14 protein-coding genes are annotated in these 17,047 nt (G+C 67.2%); 1 reads left to right on the top strand and 13 read right to left on the bottom strand.

The genetic code is table 11. The features are described from left to right. Positions 1 to 138: 138 nt before the first annotated feature. Positions 139 to 966, top strand: coding sequence for a TIGR04325 family methyltransferase (locus ACQKIE_RS03015; protein ID WP_427455626.1), 828 nt, complete (start codon positions 139 to 141; stop codon positions 964 to 966). Here the strand turns inward: ACQKIE_RS03015 and ACQKIE_RS03020 are convergent. The 13 genes from ACQKIE_RS03020 to ACQKIE_RS03080 form a co-directional block, all read right to left on the bottom strand. Then, positions 930 to 4,028, bottom strand: a complete 3,099-nt coding sequence (locus tag ACQKIE_RS03020) for an efflux RND transporter permease subunit (RefSeq protein ID WP_427455628.1) — start codon at positions 4,026 to 4,028, stop codon at positions 930 to 932. The two genes, ACQKIE_RS03015 and ACQKIE_RS03020, sit on opposite strands and share 37 nt — an antisense overlap. Beyond that, complete coding sequence (locus tag ACQKIE_RS03025; protein WP_427455630.1) at positions 4,028 to 5,128, bottom strand: efflux RND transporter periplasmic adaptor subunit; 1,101 nt, start codon at positions 5,126 to 5,128, stop codon at positions 4,028 to 4,030. Before ACQKIE_RS03025 ends, ACQKIE_RS03020 begins: the two co-directional genes overlap by 1 nt. Next, positions 5,125 to 6,396, bottom strand: a complete 1,272-nt coding sequence (locus ACQKIE_RS03030; RefSeq protein WP_427455632.1) for a TolC family protein — start codon at positions 6,394 to 6,396, stop codon at positions 5,125 to 5,127. The genes ACQKIE_RS03025 and ACQKIE_RS03030 overlap by 4 nt, the downstream gene beginning before the upstream one ends. Positions 6,397 to 6,466: 70 nt before the next feature. After that, positions 6,467 to 6,856: a hypothetical protein gene (locus ACQKIE_RS03035; protein WP_427455634.1), complete on the bottom strand. Its 390-nt coding sequence runs from the start codon at positions 6,854 to 6,856 to the stop codon at positions 6,467 to 6,469. 39 nt (positions 6,857 to 6,895) lie between these two features. After that, positions 6,896 to 8,107, bottom strand: a complete 1,212-nt coding sequence (locus ACQKIE_RS03040) for a hypothetical protein (RefSeq protein ID WP_427455636.1) — start codon at positions 8,105 to 8,107, stop codon at positions 6,896 to 6,898. Beyond that, complete coding sequence (locus tag ACQKIE_RS03045; RefSeq protein WP_427455638.1) at positions 8,104 to 9,270, bottom strand: glycosyltransferase family 4 protein; 1,167 nt, start codon at positions 9,268 to 9,270, stop codon at positions 8,104 to 8,106. Before ACQKIE_RS03045 ends, ACQKIE_RS03040 begins: the two co-directional genes overlap by 4 nt. Beyond that, the gene (locus tag ACQKIE_RS03050; protein ID WP_427455640.1) at positions 9,267 to 9,905 is read right to left on the bottom strand and encodes a polysaccharide deacetylase family protein; all 639 of its coding nucleotides are present in this window, start codon (positions 9,903 to 9,905) and stop codon (positions 9,267 to 9,269) included. Before ACQKIE_RS03050 ends, ACQKIE_RS03045 begins: the two co-directional genes overlap by 4 nt. Continuing rightward, entirely contained in the window at positions 9,902 to 11,086 is a 1,185-nt protein-coding gene (locus ACQKIE_RS03055; protein ID WP_427455642.1) for a glycosyltransferase family 4 protein, read from the bottom strand. The genes ACQKIE_RS03050 and ACQKIE_RS03055 overlap by 4 nt, the downstream gene beginning before the upstream one ends. Next, complete coding sequence (locus ACQKIE_RS03060; RefSeq protein WP_427455644.1) at positions 11,083 to 12,201, bottom strand: glycosyltransferase; 1,119 nt, start codon at positions 12,199 to 12,201, stop codon at positions 11,083 to 11,085. Before ACQKIE_RS03060 ends, ACQKIE_RS03055 begins: the two co-directional genes overlap by 4 nt. Continuing rightward, positions 12,198 to 13,553: a phenylacetate--CoA ligase family protein gene (locus ACQKIE_RS03065; protein WP_427455646.1), complete on the bottom strand. Its 1,356-nt coding sequence runs from the start codon at positions 13,551 to 13,553 to the stop codon at positions 12,198 to 12,200. Before ACQKIE_RS03065 ends, ACQKIE_RS03060 begins: the two co-directional genes overlap by 4 nt. Then, entirely contained in the window at positions 13,550 to 14,812 is a 1,263-nt protein-coding gene (locus ACQKIE_RS03070) for an O-antigen ligase family protein (protein ID WP_427455648.1), read from the bottom strand. The genes ACQKIE_RS03065 and ACQKIE_RS03070 overlap by 4 nt, the downstream gene beginning before the upstream one ends. Next, entirely contained in the window at positions 14,800 to 15,906 is a 1,107-nt protein-coding gene (locus ACQKIE_RS03075) for a polysaccharide deacetylase family protein (RefSeq protein ID WP_427455650.1), read from the bottom strand. The genes ACQKIE_RS03070 and ACQKIE_RS03075 overlap by 13 nt, the downstream gene beginning before the upstream one ends. Next, positions 15,903 to 17,033 (bottom strand): glycosyltransferase family 2 protein, encoded by a 1,131-nt coding sequence (locus tag ACQKIE_RS03080; protein WP_427455652.1) that lies wholly within the window; start codon positions 17,031 to 17,033, stop codon positions 15,903 to 15,905. Before ACQKIE_RS03080 ends, ACQKIE_RS03075 begins: the two co-directional genes overlap by 4 nt. Between the last annotated feature and the right edge of the window lie 14 nt (positions 17,034 to 17,047).

Below are 17,047 nucleotides of genomic sequence, written 5' to 3' on the forward strand. Positions count from 1 at the left end.
CGCTGGAGGCAGCCACTCGTCGCATCGGTGACGCTGTTTCACGAACGTGTCAGCCAGACGGTCTAGACGCCGGTCCGGTGGGCAGAAACGGGCCGGCGGCGCAAGCTGTCCTCGCGAACACCGTTTCCGGAGACACCCATGAATGCGCAAGTCGGCTCCCGGCCGTACCAGGAGGCGACGGCACGGCTGCCGTTGGTTCGGACCTTTCTCGAGGCACGCTATAGGAAAGCGTTCTTCGCTCATCGTGCCTTGACCCATCACATCTACCGTGGTGTGTTCCGCACCTTCGATGACGCCCAGGCCAGCATCCCGGCCGGCCATGCCAGCGGCTACGACAACACCGAGTCCGCGGATCTTTACCGCGAGCGCACGCGCCGTGTGTTCATCAACGACTACCCGATGATGCACTGGCTCGGCCGATGGTTCGCCGACGGGGCGCGCAGCGTCTTCGACATCGGTGGCCACATCGGCATCGCGTACTACGCCTACCAGAAGTACCTCGCCTATCCGCGGGACCTCCGGTGGACCGTCATGGACGTTCCCGCGGTGAACGCCGCAGGGGAGCGCTGGGCCAGCGAGCACGACCCGCACGCCCGCCTTCGTTTCGCGGACGATGTCGCGCAGGCCTCGGGGACGGATGTCCTGTTCGCCGCCGGCTCGCTGCAATACCTGCGCCACTCGCTGGCGGAAATGCTCGCGAAGATGGACCGGAAACCTCGTTTCCTGCTGCTCAACTCGGTGCCCGTGCATATGCGGGAGTCGTATTTCACGGTGCAGAACATAGGTACGGCGTGTTGTCCCTACAGGGTCACCGCCGAACGCGATTTCCTCGGCGGTATTACCTCGTTGGGCTACGAACTGCAGGACCGCTGGGAAAACCCGCAGCGATACTGCGTCGTGCCGTTCCATCCCGAGTTGTCGCTCGATCGCTACTTTGGTTTTGCGTTCCGTTCGATCCAGGCGTAGACGACGGGCAAGAGCAGAAGTGTCAACAGCGTGGAGGTCACGAGACCGCCGACCACCACGGTCGCCAGCGGCCGCTGCGTTTCCGCGCCGACGCCGGTGGAAAGCAACATGGGAAGGAGCCCGAGGATCGCGACGCTCGCCGTCATCAGTACGGGTCGCAAGCGCAGCACCGAGCCTTCGACGATCGCGTCGCCGAGCGGGAGGCCCGCCGCGCGTCGCGCATTCAGGAAACTTACCAGCACGATCCCGTTCAACATCGCCACACCGAAGACGGTGATGAAGCCGATGGCCGACGGCACCGAGAGGTATTGGCCCGTAACCGCCAAGGCGACGATGCCGCCGATGGCCGCGAACGGAACGTTGGTGAGGATGAGGCCGGCAAGCCGAAGTGAATGGAAGGCCGTGTACAAGAGGATGAAGATAAGGAAGATCGTCGCCGGTACGATCATGGCAAGCCGATGCAGCGCACGCTGCTGGTTTTCGAAGGCGCCGCCCCATTCGGTGTAATAGCCTGGCGGGAGTTTCACGGCGGTGGCGATCTTTGCCTCTGCCTCGCGGACGAAGCTGTCCACGTCGCGACCACGCACATCCATGGCGACGACGGCGTAGCGCTGCAGGGCCTCGCGACGGATGAACGAATACCCTTCGGCGGTACTCACGCGGGCTACTTGGCCCAGGGGCACCAGCGCGCCCGATGACGCGCGGAGTGGGATGCGCTCGATGGCGGCCGGGGACGCCTTGCTGTCGTCGTCCAGCCGTACCGCGATCGAATAACGCCGCACGCCGTCGAGCAGCGTGCCCACGGATTCCCCGCCGATACCGTTACGCACTACCGCGAGCACGTCGTCGGCATTCAGCCCGTGCCGCGCGAGCGCATCTCGGTCGACGTCGATGCGGAGCTGTGGCTTGCCGGCATTGGCCTCCAGCGACAAGTCGGCGACGCCGTCGACGCCCGCGAGGAGCTCCTTCATCGTCTTGCCCAGGCGGTCGAGTTCCGCCAGGTCCTCACCATAGATTTTCAAGGCAAGGGTGGCGCGCACACCGGAGATGAGCTCCTCGATGCGCATCTGGATCGGCTGCGTATAGCTCACAACCGCCGTCGGCAGCAGGTCGGTCAGTTCGTCCTGCATGGCCTCCTGGATGGATTCGAGCGTGTGGCCCCGCCGCCACGCGGACGCCGGTTTCAACGGCGTGTAGACCTCCATGTAGTTGACATCCGCGGTCTCGCCTTTCTCGGCGCGGCCGATCATCGCGAGCGTGGTCTCGACTTCGGGAAAACGCTGCTCGATGCGTTCGGCGACGCGGCGCGAGATGTCGATCGATTCCTGCAGCGATGCGGACGGGATCGAAGTGATCCGCCACATGATCGACCCCTCGCGAAGGTTCGGCATGAACTCCTTGCCGAGGAAGGGGAACAGCGCAAGGGAGCCGAGCAGCGCGCCGCCCGCGATACCCAGCACGACGGCGCGGTGTGCCAGCGACCAGCGCAGGGCGCGCGCATAGTTCCGTTTGAGCCAGCCCACGAGTCGTGTGTCCTTGTCTTCGCCCGGCTTGAGCAACAGGGACGCGAGGACCGGCACGAGGGTCAGCGCGAGTAGCAACGAGCCCGCCATGGCGAAGGCGATGTTGAACGCCATCGGCTTGAACATCTTGCCTTCCAGGCCCTGCAGGCTGAACAGGGGAAGGAAGACGACGATGATGATGAGGATGGCGAAAGACACGGGCGCGGCGACCTCATGCGCCGCGTCGCGCACGGCCGCGACACGGTCCACCGGCTCGCCGAGTGCTTTGCGCTCGGCCATGATCCGGAATGCGTTCTCGACCATCACCACGGCGCCGTCCACGATCATGCCGATCCCGATCGCCAGCCCGGCCAGGGACATGAGGTTGGCCGTCAGCCCCGCCTGGGCCATACAAAGGGCGGCAATCAGCATCGCCAGCGGCAGGGTGGCGATGACGATGAGCGCGCTGCGCAGCTCGCCGAGGAACAGGAACAGCACGAGGGCGACGAGGATGGCGCCTTCGACCAGGGCACGCGTTGCCGTGCCCACGGCGGCATCCACCAGGTCGCTGCGTTCATAGACGGGTCGGACGGCCACTCCGGGCGGTAACGCGCGCTTCAGGGCCTCCAGCTTCGCCTTCACGCCCTCGACGACATCGCGTGCATTCTCGCCGATGCGGGCGAGGGCCATGCCGAGGACGACCTCCTTGCCATCGCGGGTCACGGCGCCTGTGCGCGGCGCGCCGGCCTCCACGACGGACGCGACGTCACGCAGGTAGACCGGCGTTCCGTTCTCGCTCTTCAGAACGATACGACCGATGTCCTGCGTGTCGCGGAGAAGGCCGAGGCCGCGAACGAGGTATTGTTCCCGCCCGACATCGATGGCATGACCGCCGACCTGCGCGTTGTTCGCCTGCACCGCTTGCAACACGTCATGCAGGGAGAGCCGATGCCCCGTAAGTCGAAGGGGATCGATACGCACCTGGTATTGCTTCTCTTGCCCGCCCCAGGAGGTGACGTCGTCGACGCCGGGGGCGGTACGCAGCACGAGTCGCAGCGTCCAGTCCTGCAGCGTGCGCAGGTCCATGCCGGAGGGCGCGTCTGGTGAATTCGGCGCCGTGCGCTCGACGGTGTACCAGAACACCTGGCCGAGCCCGGATGTGTTCGGTCCCATCTCGGGCTTACCGTAACCCGCCGGGAGCCGTTCGCCCACCTGCTGCAGGCGTTCGTTCACGAGTTGCCGCGCGAAGTAGGTGTCCGTGTCGTCGTCGAAATACACGGAGACGAACGAGAGCCCGAACAGACTCACCGAACGGACATCGCTCACGCCGGGCAAGCCGGCGAGGGCCGACTCCACGGGGACCGTGAGCAGGGCTTCCACGTCTTCGGCGGCGAGTCCTGGCGCCTCGGTGTAGACGTTCACCTGCACTGGTGTCACGTCGGGGAACGCATCGATGGGCAGGTCGGCCGCGGCGCGCACGCCAAGCAGGGCGATCAGTGCAGCACCGACCAGCACGAGCAGCTTGTAACGGAGCGAGAGTTCGACGAGTTGTCGCAGCATCAGTGCTCTCCCAACTGGGAGCGCAGCAGGCGGCCCTTCAAGGCGAAGGCACCCTTGCTGACGTACGCGTCGCCTGCGCGTAACCCGCGCACGACGGGCGTCCATTCGCCCACGGTGGCCCCCGTTTCCACGGCGACCGGCTCGAACCGCCCCGGTTCGCGGGCCCGAACGAAGACCGTCGTCTGGCCCTGCAGCAGGAATACCGCGTCGGCAGGCACGGCGAGCCGTTCGATGGAGGCACCGGTCGCTATGCGGGCTTCGACCAGCTCACCGGGATGCAGTAGATCCTCGCGGTTGTCGACACGGATGCGCACGGCGACGGTGCGCGTGGTTTCGTCGCTCCGGTGCGAGCGCTGGACGACCTTGCCAGGGAAGGTCATCCCTTGGGCAAGGATGCTCGTGGCGTCGCCGGGCTTCACGGTCGCGGCAGCGGCAGGTGTCAGCCGCGCTTCGACCCAGACGGTGTCTTCGGTGACGATGGTGAACAGCGTCTGGCCCGGCTCCACGCGCTGGCCGACCAGGAAGTCGTCGCTGGTCACCCGTCCGGCTTGCGGCGCCTGTAGTTCGAAGCGACCGTCGGCCGCCGACGAGCCACGCCGTATCAGGCCCGAAACCTGGCCGTCCGACAGGCCGTATGCGTGCAACTTCGCGCGTGCCTGGTCGCGGGCCACCAGTGCCTCGTTGTAGCGCCGCGCGGAGACGGCCTGCTTGCCGAGCGCCGCGACGCGCTCCCAGTCCTGGCTGGCGACGAGCAGCTGGCCCTGGGCCTCCGCCACTTCCACGGCCGACAGCTCCAGCAGGGGAGTGCCGGCAGCCACGAGGTCGCCGAGCCGGGCCTTGCGCGTGACGACCTGTGCGGCGATTCGCGGCGACACCAGCACCGTCGAATAGGCATCCACTTTCACCTCACCGGGGGCCGCCAGCGTTTCGGCGATGGCGCGGGGCTTCAGGACCTCGACGACGATGCCGGCCTCCCGGATAGCCGCGGCGTCGAGTCGCAGCGGGTCGGGATATTCCTCCGCGAGCGCGTGCCCGGGAGAGGCGGCGATCGCGAAAAGGCCGGCGGCGAAGGGAACGATGGAACGGAGGACGGCATTCATCGGGACGCTTCCTGGGCGGTGCCGTCGATCCAGTCGTCGAGACGACCCGCGGCGGAGAGGTAGTCGAACCAGGCCTCCCAGGCCTGGTTCTCGAGGGTGACGCCGGACAGCGCGGTGTCGAGGCTTTGCTTCAGTTGCACGAGGTAGTCGGAGCTGCCGATTTCGCCGGCTTGCCACAGGCGCTCGAGCAATCCGGCGCGCTCGTCGAGCGCCAACGCCGGAGTGCCCCGGATCGTCGTGGCAGCGAAACGCAGCGCGGCATAGGTGGCGCGTCGCTGTTCCAGCACGGCACCTGAGCGCAACTCGATGGCCTGCCGGCGGGCGACGGCGGCATCCACGCCGGCGTGCGCGGCCGTGACCTCGGCGCGTCCGGTGTTCAGTACGGGCAAGGGGATGGAAACGTTGACCCCGACGACGCGATCGCTGCGCGCGCCGATGCGTACGGACCCGCCGGTGAGACCGACGGTGGGATCCGGCCTGCGTGCGCTGAGCGCTATGGCGACGCCGGCGTCCGCGCGCGCTTGCTCCGCTAGCGCTTCGACGACGTCGGGTCGGTCGGCGACGGCGAGCGGAACCCACCTTTCCGCGGCAGGCGGCAAACTCGAGGGAAGCGGTGGAAGTAGCGCGTCGCCATGGGCATCCACGGCGGCGAGCGCCGCGCGTGCGGCTGCTTCCTGGGCAGCGAGGGAGGCTTGCTGGAGCTCGGCTTCTGCCAGGGCCAGGGCGGCCAGGTCGCGCTCGGTGGTGGCGATGTCACCGACGGCGAGGCGTTGCGCCGCCAGTTCGTCGAAGCGGCGCATCAGGTCGACACGCCGCCGGCCGAGATCGATCTGTCGCGCGGCCAGGAGGCTTGCGCTCCATGCCTTGAGCCATGCCGTCGCGACATCGCGTCGACGCATCGTATAACCGGCTTCGCTCGCACGCATCGCGGCCTCGCCCTCGGCCATGCGCGCACGGCGCTTGCCGCCGAGATCCAGCGTCAGGCTGGCGCCGACCGTGCGGCGATCGACGTCGGCGTTCTCGCCTTCGACGGTGAGTGAAGGGTTGTAGATGGGGTTCGCGGCGGCACGGGCTCGCGCAGTGGCGGCTCGCCGCTCGGCATCCGCTGCCTGCACATCGGGACTGTCCGTCCAGACGCGCCGCACGGCGTCGCGCACGGCCGGCGGGGCCGAAGTTTCGTTCGGCGCGACGGGGAAGGGTGAGGCGATGGCACTGGCGGCCATCCACACGCACGCGGCGCCCCAGGGCGCGGTACGCAGGAAAGACATGGGTGGATCTCCAGGAAGTCGGACACGAATCGACGTGCCGCGGATGCGGCTGACGTCGGGCGGTACGGCTTCAGGCGATCGGTGGGCGGAGCGGCGAGCGGGGGAAGCTCGGTGACACGGTGGCGAGAGCCGGGGCGCCGATGCGCGATAGCAAGACGGCGGTGACGACCACGGCATCGTCTACCGGCAGGGCGACGGCATGCGTGCAGGTGCAGTGGCAGCCGCTCCCCTCGCCGAGGACGCAATAGTCGTCATCGGGTGAGACGGCATCGGCGCGCGCGTCGTTGTCACTCTCCGCTAGCGTGCTGCCCGCCGTTTCGACGACGAAGGAGAGGCGAGGCCCGTCCATGACACAGAAGGTCGACATGGCGACCTTGAACAGCAACACCGCCAGCGCAAGCACCCATACGCCGCGGCAGCGGCGAAGGCGAGTGAAGAGGCGTGGCACGTGACGGGGCATGCGCGGCATCCTAATGGAGGCGCGCGGTGTTAGACAATGTCATCCCGCCGCGATCTGGCTTTCTCCGACAGGATCGGTTCCGACTGAGTCAACGGGTTGAGATTTTCCGGGTTTCGCCAGTTCGAAGTCCCTATACAGCCCCGGATCGCCAGTCATGCCCGCTTCGGCGGCCTTCGCGATGTTGTACATCTCGCGCGCCGTCACGTAATGGAGCACGTGGTTGCGGCCGTCGTTGTAGGCCGATTCCAGATAGGCGTGCATGTCGTCGACGGGCTTGCCGAGCAGGGTGTCCATGTCGCGTTCCTGGGTGCCGTGCGTGTGTACCTTCACGAACACCCACTCGGGCCGGCCTTCGACGTGGATGCCCGTCCGCACCCACTGGTCGACGCGCGTGCGCGACGGCGGACAGCCCTTGCGGACATCGGAGTTCTCGATGCGCGGCACGATGCCGAAGCGGCGGTCCTTCCAGTTCAGGCCCAGCGGGCCCTGGATGATGAGCAGGTCGCCGACAGGCTTGCCGCCCACGCGCATCGGTTCGCCAGTGTCGTGCGACTTGCAGCGATGCGGGTCGTCGGTGGCGTAGTAGATGGCATTCGACATGCGTGTCTGGGTGTCGCTCGGTGCCGAGGGCAGGGTGAAGTCGGCATAGCAGCCCAGTTCGCGCAGGAGGATCAGTTCGTTGTCGATGCCACACCAGCGTCCGTCTGCGCGCGAGTTATCCAGGCACCAGTTCCCGTGGATGAAGGCGAAGCGCAATTGGCCGGTCGCCGGATCGCGGGGCAACGCGCCGTGCTTCTCGTGCAGCAGGCGGTTGAAGCGATCCATGGTGGCGACGAAGTTCTCTGGCGTGTCGTTATCGTGGTGGAGGTGGATTTCGATTTCGCCATAGCCATCGGCGCAGAGGGCGGCGAGCTTGTCCAGGTGTTCCTCGACGTATTCTTCCTCGGGATAAAAGAAGCTGTGCTGCGGCATGCGCCCGTCCGCGTCGCGATGGCGCGACGCCATCGCTCGATAGTCGGTGCACCAGCGATCCACGCGACGTCGCTGGGTTTCCATGTCGACGCGGCCCCAGTTCGGTTCGAAATGGTCCACGAAGCAGAACAGCACGTGGACCGGTCCGTCCGCCTTCGGCGGCTTGGACCGGGTGAGATAGCCCCACAGCCAGTACTGCATGTTGCGGGCGCGGATCGCGATAGTGACCAGGGCGATCGCGGCGAGGAGGATGAACGTAAGGAAGGCGAGGGCGATCACGCGGTTGCTCCGGCGGGCACCAGGGTGAGCAGTTGTTCGGCGTTGTTGCGCCACTGCCGCTCGCTGGCGATGTAATCGCGCGCGGCGTCACCCACACGCCGGCGTTCATCCGCCTTCAGGGCAAGTTCGAGCACCCGCTCGACGCAGGCCGCGGCGTCACCGCGCGGGAAAAGCCAGCCTGTGCGGCCGTCGGCGATCACTTCCGCCACCGGTGCGTAGTCCGGTGCGACCACCGCGACGCCCATGCCCATGAACTCGAACAGCTTCATGGGCGAGCCATAATGATTGGAGTTCGGCAGCACGGCGTAATCCATGCAGGCGATCCAGCTCGCCACCTCGTCGTGTGGCACGCGTCCCGGCAGGAGCACGCGGTCGGAAAGACCACGGGCCGCGATGAGTTCGCGCACGGCAGGAAGCGTCTTTCCATCGCCCACGAAGACCAGGGCGAGGTCGGGTACGCTCTCCAGACGGTGGGCGATGGCTTCGACGAAGCCGTCGACGCCGTGCCAATGGGCAAACACCCCGATGTGGCCGCATACCGTGCGGCCGGTGAGTCCCCGCTCCGCACGCAGGCGATCGCGATCGAACCGCGACGGATCGAATCGGGGCAGGTCCACGGCGTTCGGCGAAACCACGGAGGGGGCGACTGCGCCATAGGCCTCGGCGGCGATGTCGCGGAAATAGGTGGAGATGAAGACGAGCCCAGTGGCGTTGCGGAAACACCAGCCCTCGATGCGACGGGCGAGCTTGCGCATGGCCAGTGGACGGACGCGTTCGACGAGGGCCGAATCGTTGATCTCCAGCACGAGCGGCACGCCACGCTTCCGGGCCAGCCAGATCGTGGCGAACAGGAACAACGAATAGCGCTCGTAGATCAGCTGCGGCGGCGCGTTCCGCCAGGCTCGTCCCATGCGCACGAGGGTGACGGCGTTGTACAGAAGCTCGAACATTTCGAACACCATGCCGGGCAGCCTCGTGACGACGGCGGCCAGCCGGCCGCGGCCAACGGCTTGGTGATCCGCGCTTTCCCGTTCGGGATCGGCGCCGGGGAACGACATCACGGATACAGTGTGCCCCAGCTCGCGCAGCGCTCCCACGATGCCGCGGATATGGACGCCTTCGACATGACGACCGCGCGTGCGATGGTGGTACAGGATCCTCATGACGCGCTTCCTGGCAGCGCCGCGAATCGCATCCCCTGATCCATCCATTCCGGCAGGAGTACGTCCAGCGCACCGGCTGCCTTGTCGCTGTCGTCGTGCATGAGCACGATGTCACCGGCGCCGGGGGGATCGTTGCGCAGGCGGTCGATCAACGCTTCGACGGGGCGATCCTGGTAGTCCAGGCTGTCGTACGACCAGTACACGAGGCTACGGCGACGCCGGGCGAAATGGGCGAGCAGTTGCGCGCCCACGTAACCGTGTGGAGGGCGCATGCGGTGGTGCGGCCGGTCGTCGAACAGGCGCAGCAGCGCGTCGGTGCGGTACACCTCGTCCAACTGCTTCGTCAGGTTCATGTTCCGGAAGGACCAATGACTGTACGAGTGGTTGCCGATCATGTGCCCCTCGTCGACCAGTCGCGTCACGATCTCCGGGTGCTGTTCGATCTTCTCGCCGACGAGGAAGAAACTCGCCTTTACACTGTGCTTCGCCAGCGTGTCGAGAAGCCTGGGCGTATGCGCCGGATCGGGGCCGTCGTCGAAACTCAGGTAGCGCAGGTCGGCGTCCCGCGTCCGGGTCAGGACGAGGTTTTCCGGCAAGAGGCCGAGCAGGTCGTGCTTTTTCGGTTTCCAGTTCATGTGTTCGGTATGTGGTTTGGCAAGCCAGGCTCGCGCGAGCGCAGGGCGGCTCGAGCAAGTACTCGCTCGACCCGGTCGATGTTCTCGTCCCAGCGAAAGGTCGCTGCGTGCGCCGCGATCGCCTCGGGATCGAAGTGGCGCTCGAAGGCTTCCACCAGCGCGACGCCCAGTTCGTGCGACTGGTGCGGCGGCACGAGGATGCCCGCGAGGTCGGGGACGACCTCGGGGATGCCACCGACGGTGGTGGCGACAATGGGGATACCGCAGGCCATGGCTTCCAATACCACGTTCGGCACGCCTTCGTTATGGCTCGGAAGGCATAGCACGTTTGCCGCGCGGAACCAGTCGGCCAGCGCGGCGTGGTCGACCGCACCGGCGAAGCTCACCGCGGGGGCGCAACACAGCGAGGCGGCACGGTCCTCCAGATTGGCGCGGCTCGCGCCGTCGCCGACGTACACCAGTCGCGCATCGGGGTGTCGCCGGACGAGCGCCGGGAACGCCTCGATGAGGTCGTGACAGCCCTTGGTCGCCTTCAGGTTGCCCACATAGAGCACGATCGGCACCGTGAGGGGCAGGCCAAGGCGCTGTCGGGCCGCAAGGCGGTCACCTTGGTGGAACAGGACGGTGTCCACGCCGTTGTAGACGGCTTCGACATCGTCCTCGCGTGCACCGAGGGCCGTCGCCTTCCGGGCGAGTGCCTGGCTGACCGCGATCACGCCGCCTGCGCCACGCAGCGCCGAACGGATCTGCGGCCGGCGTAGCCGCGCTTCCGCCTGCACGTTGAGGTCGCTGCCATGCACCTTGACGACGTACGGGATGCCGAGCAGGCGCGCGAGCCACGCCGCGCCCGCGGCATCCGGGTACGCCCAGCTAGCAAGCATCACGTCATAGTGCGCGCGGCGCAGCTGCCGGCCACGCTGCCAGGCGATGCAGATGAAGAAGCAGACCGCGTTGAGGAAACGGCCGATGCCGGGCGGGTGGTAGAAGGTGAAATGGTCGCGCCTCACGCCGGGCACGTCGACCTTGCCGGCGCCCGCGCCCCTGCGTTCGCGGAAATCCACCGCGGTCAGGACATCCACCTCGTGGCGTTCGGCCAGGCGTTGGAATTGCTGCCGGTTGAAGGTGCCGCGGCGAGGGTCCCAGGGCGTCGGGAAAAGGTTGGTGACGACCAGGACCTTCACGAGACCGGTTCCATGTCGCCGAAGTAGAGCTGACCGTAACGCGCGGCCATGGCCTGCATGGAGCCGTTCGTCTCCACCCAGGCGCGCGCCGCCAGTCCGAGCCGGGAGGCACGATGCGATGCGTGCAACAGCTCGAGGATGGCGTTCGCGAGGGCAGGCGGGTCGCACGGCGGCACCAACCGGCCGGTGGCTTCGTCGCGCACGATTTCGGCGTTGCCGCCCACATCGGTGGCGACGATGGGCAGGCCCGCCGCGCAGGCTTCCAGCAAGGCCATCGAATAGCCCTCCGTCACCGATGACAAGGCGAACAGGTCGAACCCCTGCAGCAGGTCGCGGACGTCGTCGCGGTCGCCGAGGAAATGCACGCAACCGGCCACGCCTTCGTCGAAGGCGCAGGCGCGCAACGTCTCCTTCAGTTCGCCGTCGCCGACCAGCACCAACGCGGTATCGGGGCGAGCGTGCCGCACGATGCGGAAGGCGCGAATCAGGCCGGCCTGGTCCTTCGCCCAATTGAGCCGCCCAACCGTCCCGATGATCCGCGTGCCCGGCGGGACACGGATCAGCCGCGTGAGGCGCTCGTGCATGGCGTCCGAGGCGACGTCGAATCCGTCCAGGACGATACCGTTGGGCACCACGCAGGTTTTTCCAGCTGGGGCGATGCCGCGGCGCACCGCATCGTTGCGCGCCGCTTCGCAGACCGCGACCACGGCGTCCGTGGCGGCGAGTGCACGGCGGAACAGCCACTCCCGGCGTCCGGGTTTGCGTTGCGCGCCCATGCCATGCCGCGTATTCACGACCTGGCGGATCCCCATGCCGGCACTGGCGAGGACGGCCTGGTAGTGCGCGACCGCGTTATGCGTATGCAGGACCTCGGTGAAGTGCGTAGCCAGCCACTGCCGCGCACGGCCGAGGGCCCGAAAGTCGAAGCCCTTGCGCTTGTGGCACGCCCAGACCGGGATGCCAAGCGCGTCGAGTTCCCATGCCAGCGAGCCGCGCTCGAACAGGCACACGACCTGCACCTTATGGCCCTGGCGATGCTGCTCCTTGACGAGGTCGAGCACCATGCGCTCCAGGCCGCCCCGATTCAGGTTTTCGACGAAGTGGGTGATGTTCACGGAACCAGCTCCGAAACGGTGACGCGCAGCTTGCCGCTGCGGGTAAGCGGTATGTCGTCGACGAAATGGCAGTGCAGTTCCGCGCTGTCGCCGAGCACTTTGGCGACTTCGCGCCGGATGTAGTCGAGCGAGGCATCCTCGAAGTCGTTGCCGCGCACGATCGACAGGTCGAGGCGGTCGAGGCGGCGTTGCACGAGCTGGAAGCGCGTCAGGCCGGGCACGTCCTTGAGCATGTGCGGAAAGAACTCGCCCGGCAGGACGTGCCCGGCGGGCGTGCGGATGGCATCGAGCTTCCTGCCGTCCACGGAGGCGAGCATGGGCAAGCCCCGGCCACACGGGCAGCGCGCCGTCGACGGTGTCGCCATGTCGCCGTTCACGTAGCGGATGAAGGGCATGCCGTAGTTGAACAGGTCGGTGATGGCGACTTCGCCGCTGCCGGTGTGCGTCGGCAGGCCCTGCCCATCCAGCGTCTCCACCACGAGGTGGTCCGCGTTGATATGCAGCCCGTCGCGGTGTTCGCACTCCGACGCGATAAGCATGAATTCGCGGCAGCCATAGGTGTTGAAAGCCGGCGCACCGAAGGCGCGCTCGACGATCTCGCGCTGGAAGGGATGCAACGCCTCGGCCGCGCCGATGATCGAGGCGGGCCGCGCGACCTGCCGGCCCTCGGCGATCAGCCACTCCGCCAGCCGCACCAGCGGCCCGACATAGGCGACGATCACTTCGGGCCGATAGGCGTCGATGGCATCGGCATAGTCGGCCATGGTGGCTTCGCTCATGCGGAAGCTGTCCAGCAGCTTGCGCGCGAAGACGGCGTTGTAGATGCGGTCCTTCATCTGGTGCGACTTGGTGGGATCGCCCACGGCACCGCCCCAGAGGAACAACGTGCGCCGGCCCATGCGGGAGCCGGCCCAGCCGTAGCCGCGCCACATCACCGCCACGCGGCGGTCGTTGCTCTCGCGGGTATACCCGAAGCGCAACGGCTCGCCCGTCGAGCCGCCCGTGGCCTTATAGGACAGGGACGCCTTCAACGAGGTGGCCTTCAAGTCGTCAGCATGCTCGCGGATGTCGGCCTTCGTGAGCACCGGCAGCTTTGCGTAGTCGTCCATGCTGCGGATGTCGCGGGGCGCGATGCCCAGCGCGTCCCAGCGGCGCCGGTAGAACGGGACCTCGCGGTAGCACCAGTCGAGCAGGCGTTTCAGCCTTTCGAACTGCAGGGCCTGGATCTCCTTGGGCGCGAGCCACTGCTCGCGCTCGTAGCGGCGCATGTGCCGTGGCGTGTCGCGACGACGCAGGCCGCCTTCGTAAGCGGGCCAGAGGACGCGGCGCAGGAGTGTCTCGTAGGTCTTCATGTGGTTCGCAGCAGCACGGCGACGAGGACGAAAAGGGCGAACACGCTGCACGCGCCGGCGGGCACCCAGCGCCAACCGCCCTGGGAAAGGCGGAACATCGGCAACTCCGGCCAGCGCCGGCGCGCGCCCACGTAGTAACCGGCGACCATTGCCGCGATCAGGTAGAGCACCACCATGTAGCTGCGACTGAGGAAGAAGGCCGCGGCGAACAGGCCACACAACGACAGCAGCAGGGCAAGCGCCATCTGCCGTTCGTTCGTCCATGCCGCGCGCACGGCTGGATCGGCGTCCTCCGGCCGCTCATGGCGCACGATCGCCAACATCATGAGGAAACCGTAGGAGACGAAGGCCAGCCACAGCACGAAGCCGACGAAGCCGGTTTCCGCCAGTACGAGCACGAAGGAGTTGTGCGCGGTCAGGTCGTTGTATTCGGTGAAGTTGCCCGGACCCACCCCGAAGAGCGGATTCTCGCGGAACATCTCCAGGCCGGAATACCAGGCGTCGACTCGGCCCGCGGCGGACTCTTCACCCGCGTCCAGTTCGTCCATGCGCGAGGAGAGCAGCTTCATGGCCGCGAGGCCCACGACGCCGAGCATGCCCGCCACGACGATCCCCTTGCGATACCAGATGTAGCAGCCGGCGACGACGAGCACGGCGAGCATGGCGCCGCGCGAGTTGGTGAGGTAGGTGCCGTAGAGCAGGAGCAGGGCGGCGGCCAGCCAGACAGGCCGCATCGCACCCGCGCCCTTGCGGCCGAGGAAGACGGCCATGGGCAGCGTGGCCGCGAAGAGCAGGCCCAGGTCGTTGGGATCGTTGAAGATGCCCACGTACTGGATGCGGCCGCCATCACCCAACGGGATGCCGGTCCAACCGACGCCCACGCTCGCCTGTTGTACGCCGTGCAGTGCGAGGACCGCTGCACACGCCACGAACACGGCCATGGCCAACTGCACGCGTTTCTGTGTGCTGCACGAAGCGCCGAAGACGAAGAAGGCGATCACCACGGGGCCGAAGCGGGCCAGTTCGTCCACCGCGCCGCCGGTCCAGCCATTGGTGACCTGGGAGACCATGAGGATCAGCAGGAACGCCGGAAGGATCACGAACTGCGGCGCCTCGAAGGTCTTCGCGTTCGAGACCAGCCATGCGGCGAAGGCCATGAGCAACACGAGCGGCAGGATCGGCACGGTGTCGAGCCCGGGCACATAATCCTGCGGCCGGATGATGGTGAGCACCACATAAAGCAGGATCAGGGGGAACATGTCGATTCCCTCGGACCCGTCGCCGCGTGCGGCGGCGTGGGATAGCTCATCAGCTGCGGGAGCGCCAGCATCGCGGCGAACCAGCCCGGACCCATGTTGCTCTCCACCGGAAGGCGACTGAGCGAATAGCGGTTCTCACTGGGTTCCGCATTGGTGCCGCAGACGTAGCTGCAAGCCAGTTGGAAGCCGGCGTTGCGCGTGGCCGCGATCACCGCGGCGTTGTACGCGCGATCTCCGCCGACGGGGTACGACATGAGCACGGCGGGATGACGCAGTTCGCGATCCAGCGTGGCCTTGGAGGCACGGATTTCGCGTTCCATCTCGTCCTGCGGCAGGCGGGCCAACATGCGGTGGTGCACGCCGTGCGAGCCGAATTCGAGACCGGCCGCCTCCATCTCGCGCGCCTGGTCCCAGGTCATCGGCCGGCAGTCGGCGGGCCGGGCCTTCGCCGACGGCATGTTCCATTCCGCTTCCAGTCGTTCGGTCATCGCGGTCTGCTCGAGGGCGTCGAGCCACTTCATGCGCAACAGCACGTTGCCCGCGATGCGCCGGCGCAACGCGCGCTCCGCCGGAAGCGCCACGTCGATCGACAGCTCGGGCAGCACCAGCCTCGTGGCCTTCGTGAGCAGGATCATGTGCACCAGCCAGTCGTACGCATACGGCCGGCCCGTGTCGATATGCCCCGTCGACACGAAGAAGGTGGCGGGCACGCCGAGCTCGTCGAGGATGGGCGCAGCGATGCGGTAGTTGTCGTCGTAGCCGTCGTCGAAGGTCACCGCCACGGTGTCCGGTGGCAGGGCCTCGCCGGCGTCCAGCGCGGCGACCACGTCGGTGAGGCGCATCGGCCGGAAATGCTTCTTCAGTCGCAGCATCTGCTCGCGGAACTCGAGCGGCGGCGTGCTGATGAGTTCCAGGTCGAATTCGTAGGTGTCCGGGTCCGGCAATGGCATCACGCGGTGGTAGGCGAGGATGCGCAGGTCACGTTGCCACCAGGCGCGCACGCGCTGCAGCGAGTGCAGCAACCCGCTGGTGTAACAGAGTTCGCCGAGCCGGCCGCGAAGGCCGGGTGCGCCGCGCGGGGTCGTGTCGTTCACCATATATGGAGCCTGCGGTTGCGTGCGAAGGCGAGGAGCGCCTGTGCGGCGAAGAGATTGAGGTAGAAGAAGGCGACCGCGATGCGCAGCGGCAACAGCCGGCCCAGCGGCGGTTGCAGGCGTGCCAGCCCGACGAGCAGCAGGCCTGCGACCAGCCCGCCGAACGCGATCGCGTACATCGGGTGCCGCGTCACCAGCAGTCCGCTGCTGAGGGTGAGGGCGACCATCAGCCACGGCGCCAACAGGCGCAACAGCTTATGGCTGATGAAACGGAACCAGAGCGGATTGCACCAAGGCAGGAGGAGCCATGGCGCGAGCTGGATGAGCTGGTAGTTGCCGGCAAGCGTACGGATCTTGCGGCGCCGCTCGTCGGCCGGAACCTGTGACGGCTCGTCCCAGGCCATGGCCTTCGGCTCGAACACGACACGCTTGCCCTGCGCGGCGACCCGCATCGGCACGAGGACGTCGTCCAGCACCGTACCGGGCGGAAGCGGCTTGAAGAGCGAGCGGCGCATCGCGTAGATCGCGCCGGTGACGCCAATCGTGGAACCCGAGAGGCTCTCGGCGTGGCGGATGCCTTTCTCGTAGCGCCAGTAGAAGTCCACGCCCTGGGCGAAGCCGCTGCGCACATTCTCCATATGCAGCTCGCCGGTCACCGCACCCACGGCCGGGTCGCCGAGGTTGGCGACCAGTTCCTTCAACGCCATGGGCGAAAGACGCTGGCGTACATCGGTGAACAGCAGCACCTCGCCGCGCGTGAGGGCAACGGCATCATTCAGGCAGGCGGCTTTCCCGCGGCGGTTCGGATGGTCGAGCACGGTCAGGCGCGGGTCCGTCGAGCGGCGCGCCATGGCCACCGTCGCATCGTGGCATCCGTCGCACACCAGGACGATGTCGACCAACGCAGTCGGGTAATCCAGCTGCCTCAGATTGGCGAGCTTGGCGCGGATGTGGCGCTCGCCGTCATGCACGGCGAGCACGATGCTCACCGTGGGCAGGAACTCCGCCCGTGCCACTGGTCGCGGGCGCAGGCGCGCCAGCAGCCAGACCAGTACCGGATATCCGACGAAGACATGGGCCAGCAGCGCGGCCGAGGTCCAGCATACGAACCAGGCGATGTGTGTCATGGCGTTCCCCCCGG

The sequence above is a fragment of the Luteibacter sp. NPDC031894 genome (genome assembly GCF_050273135.1).
Lineage (GTDB): Bacteria > Pseudomonadota > Gammaproteobacteria > Xanthomonadales > Rhodanobacteraceae > Luteibacter.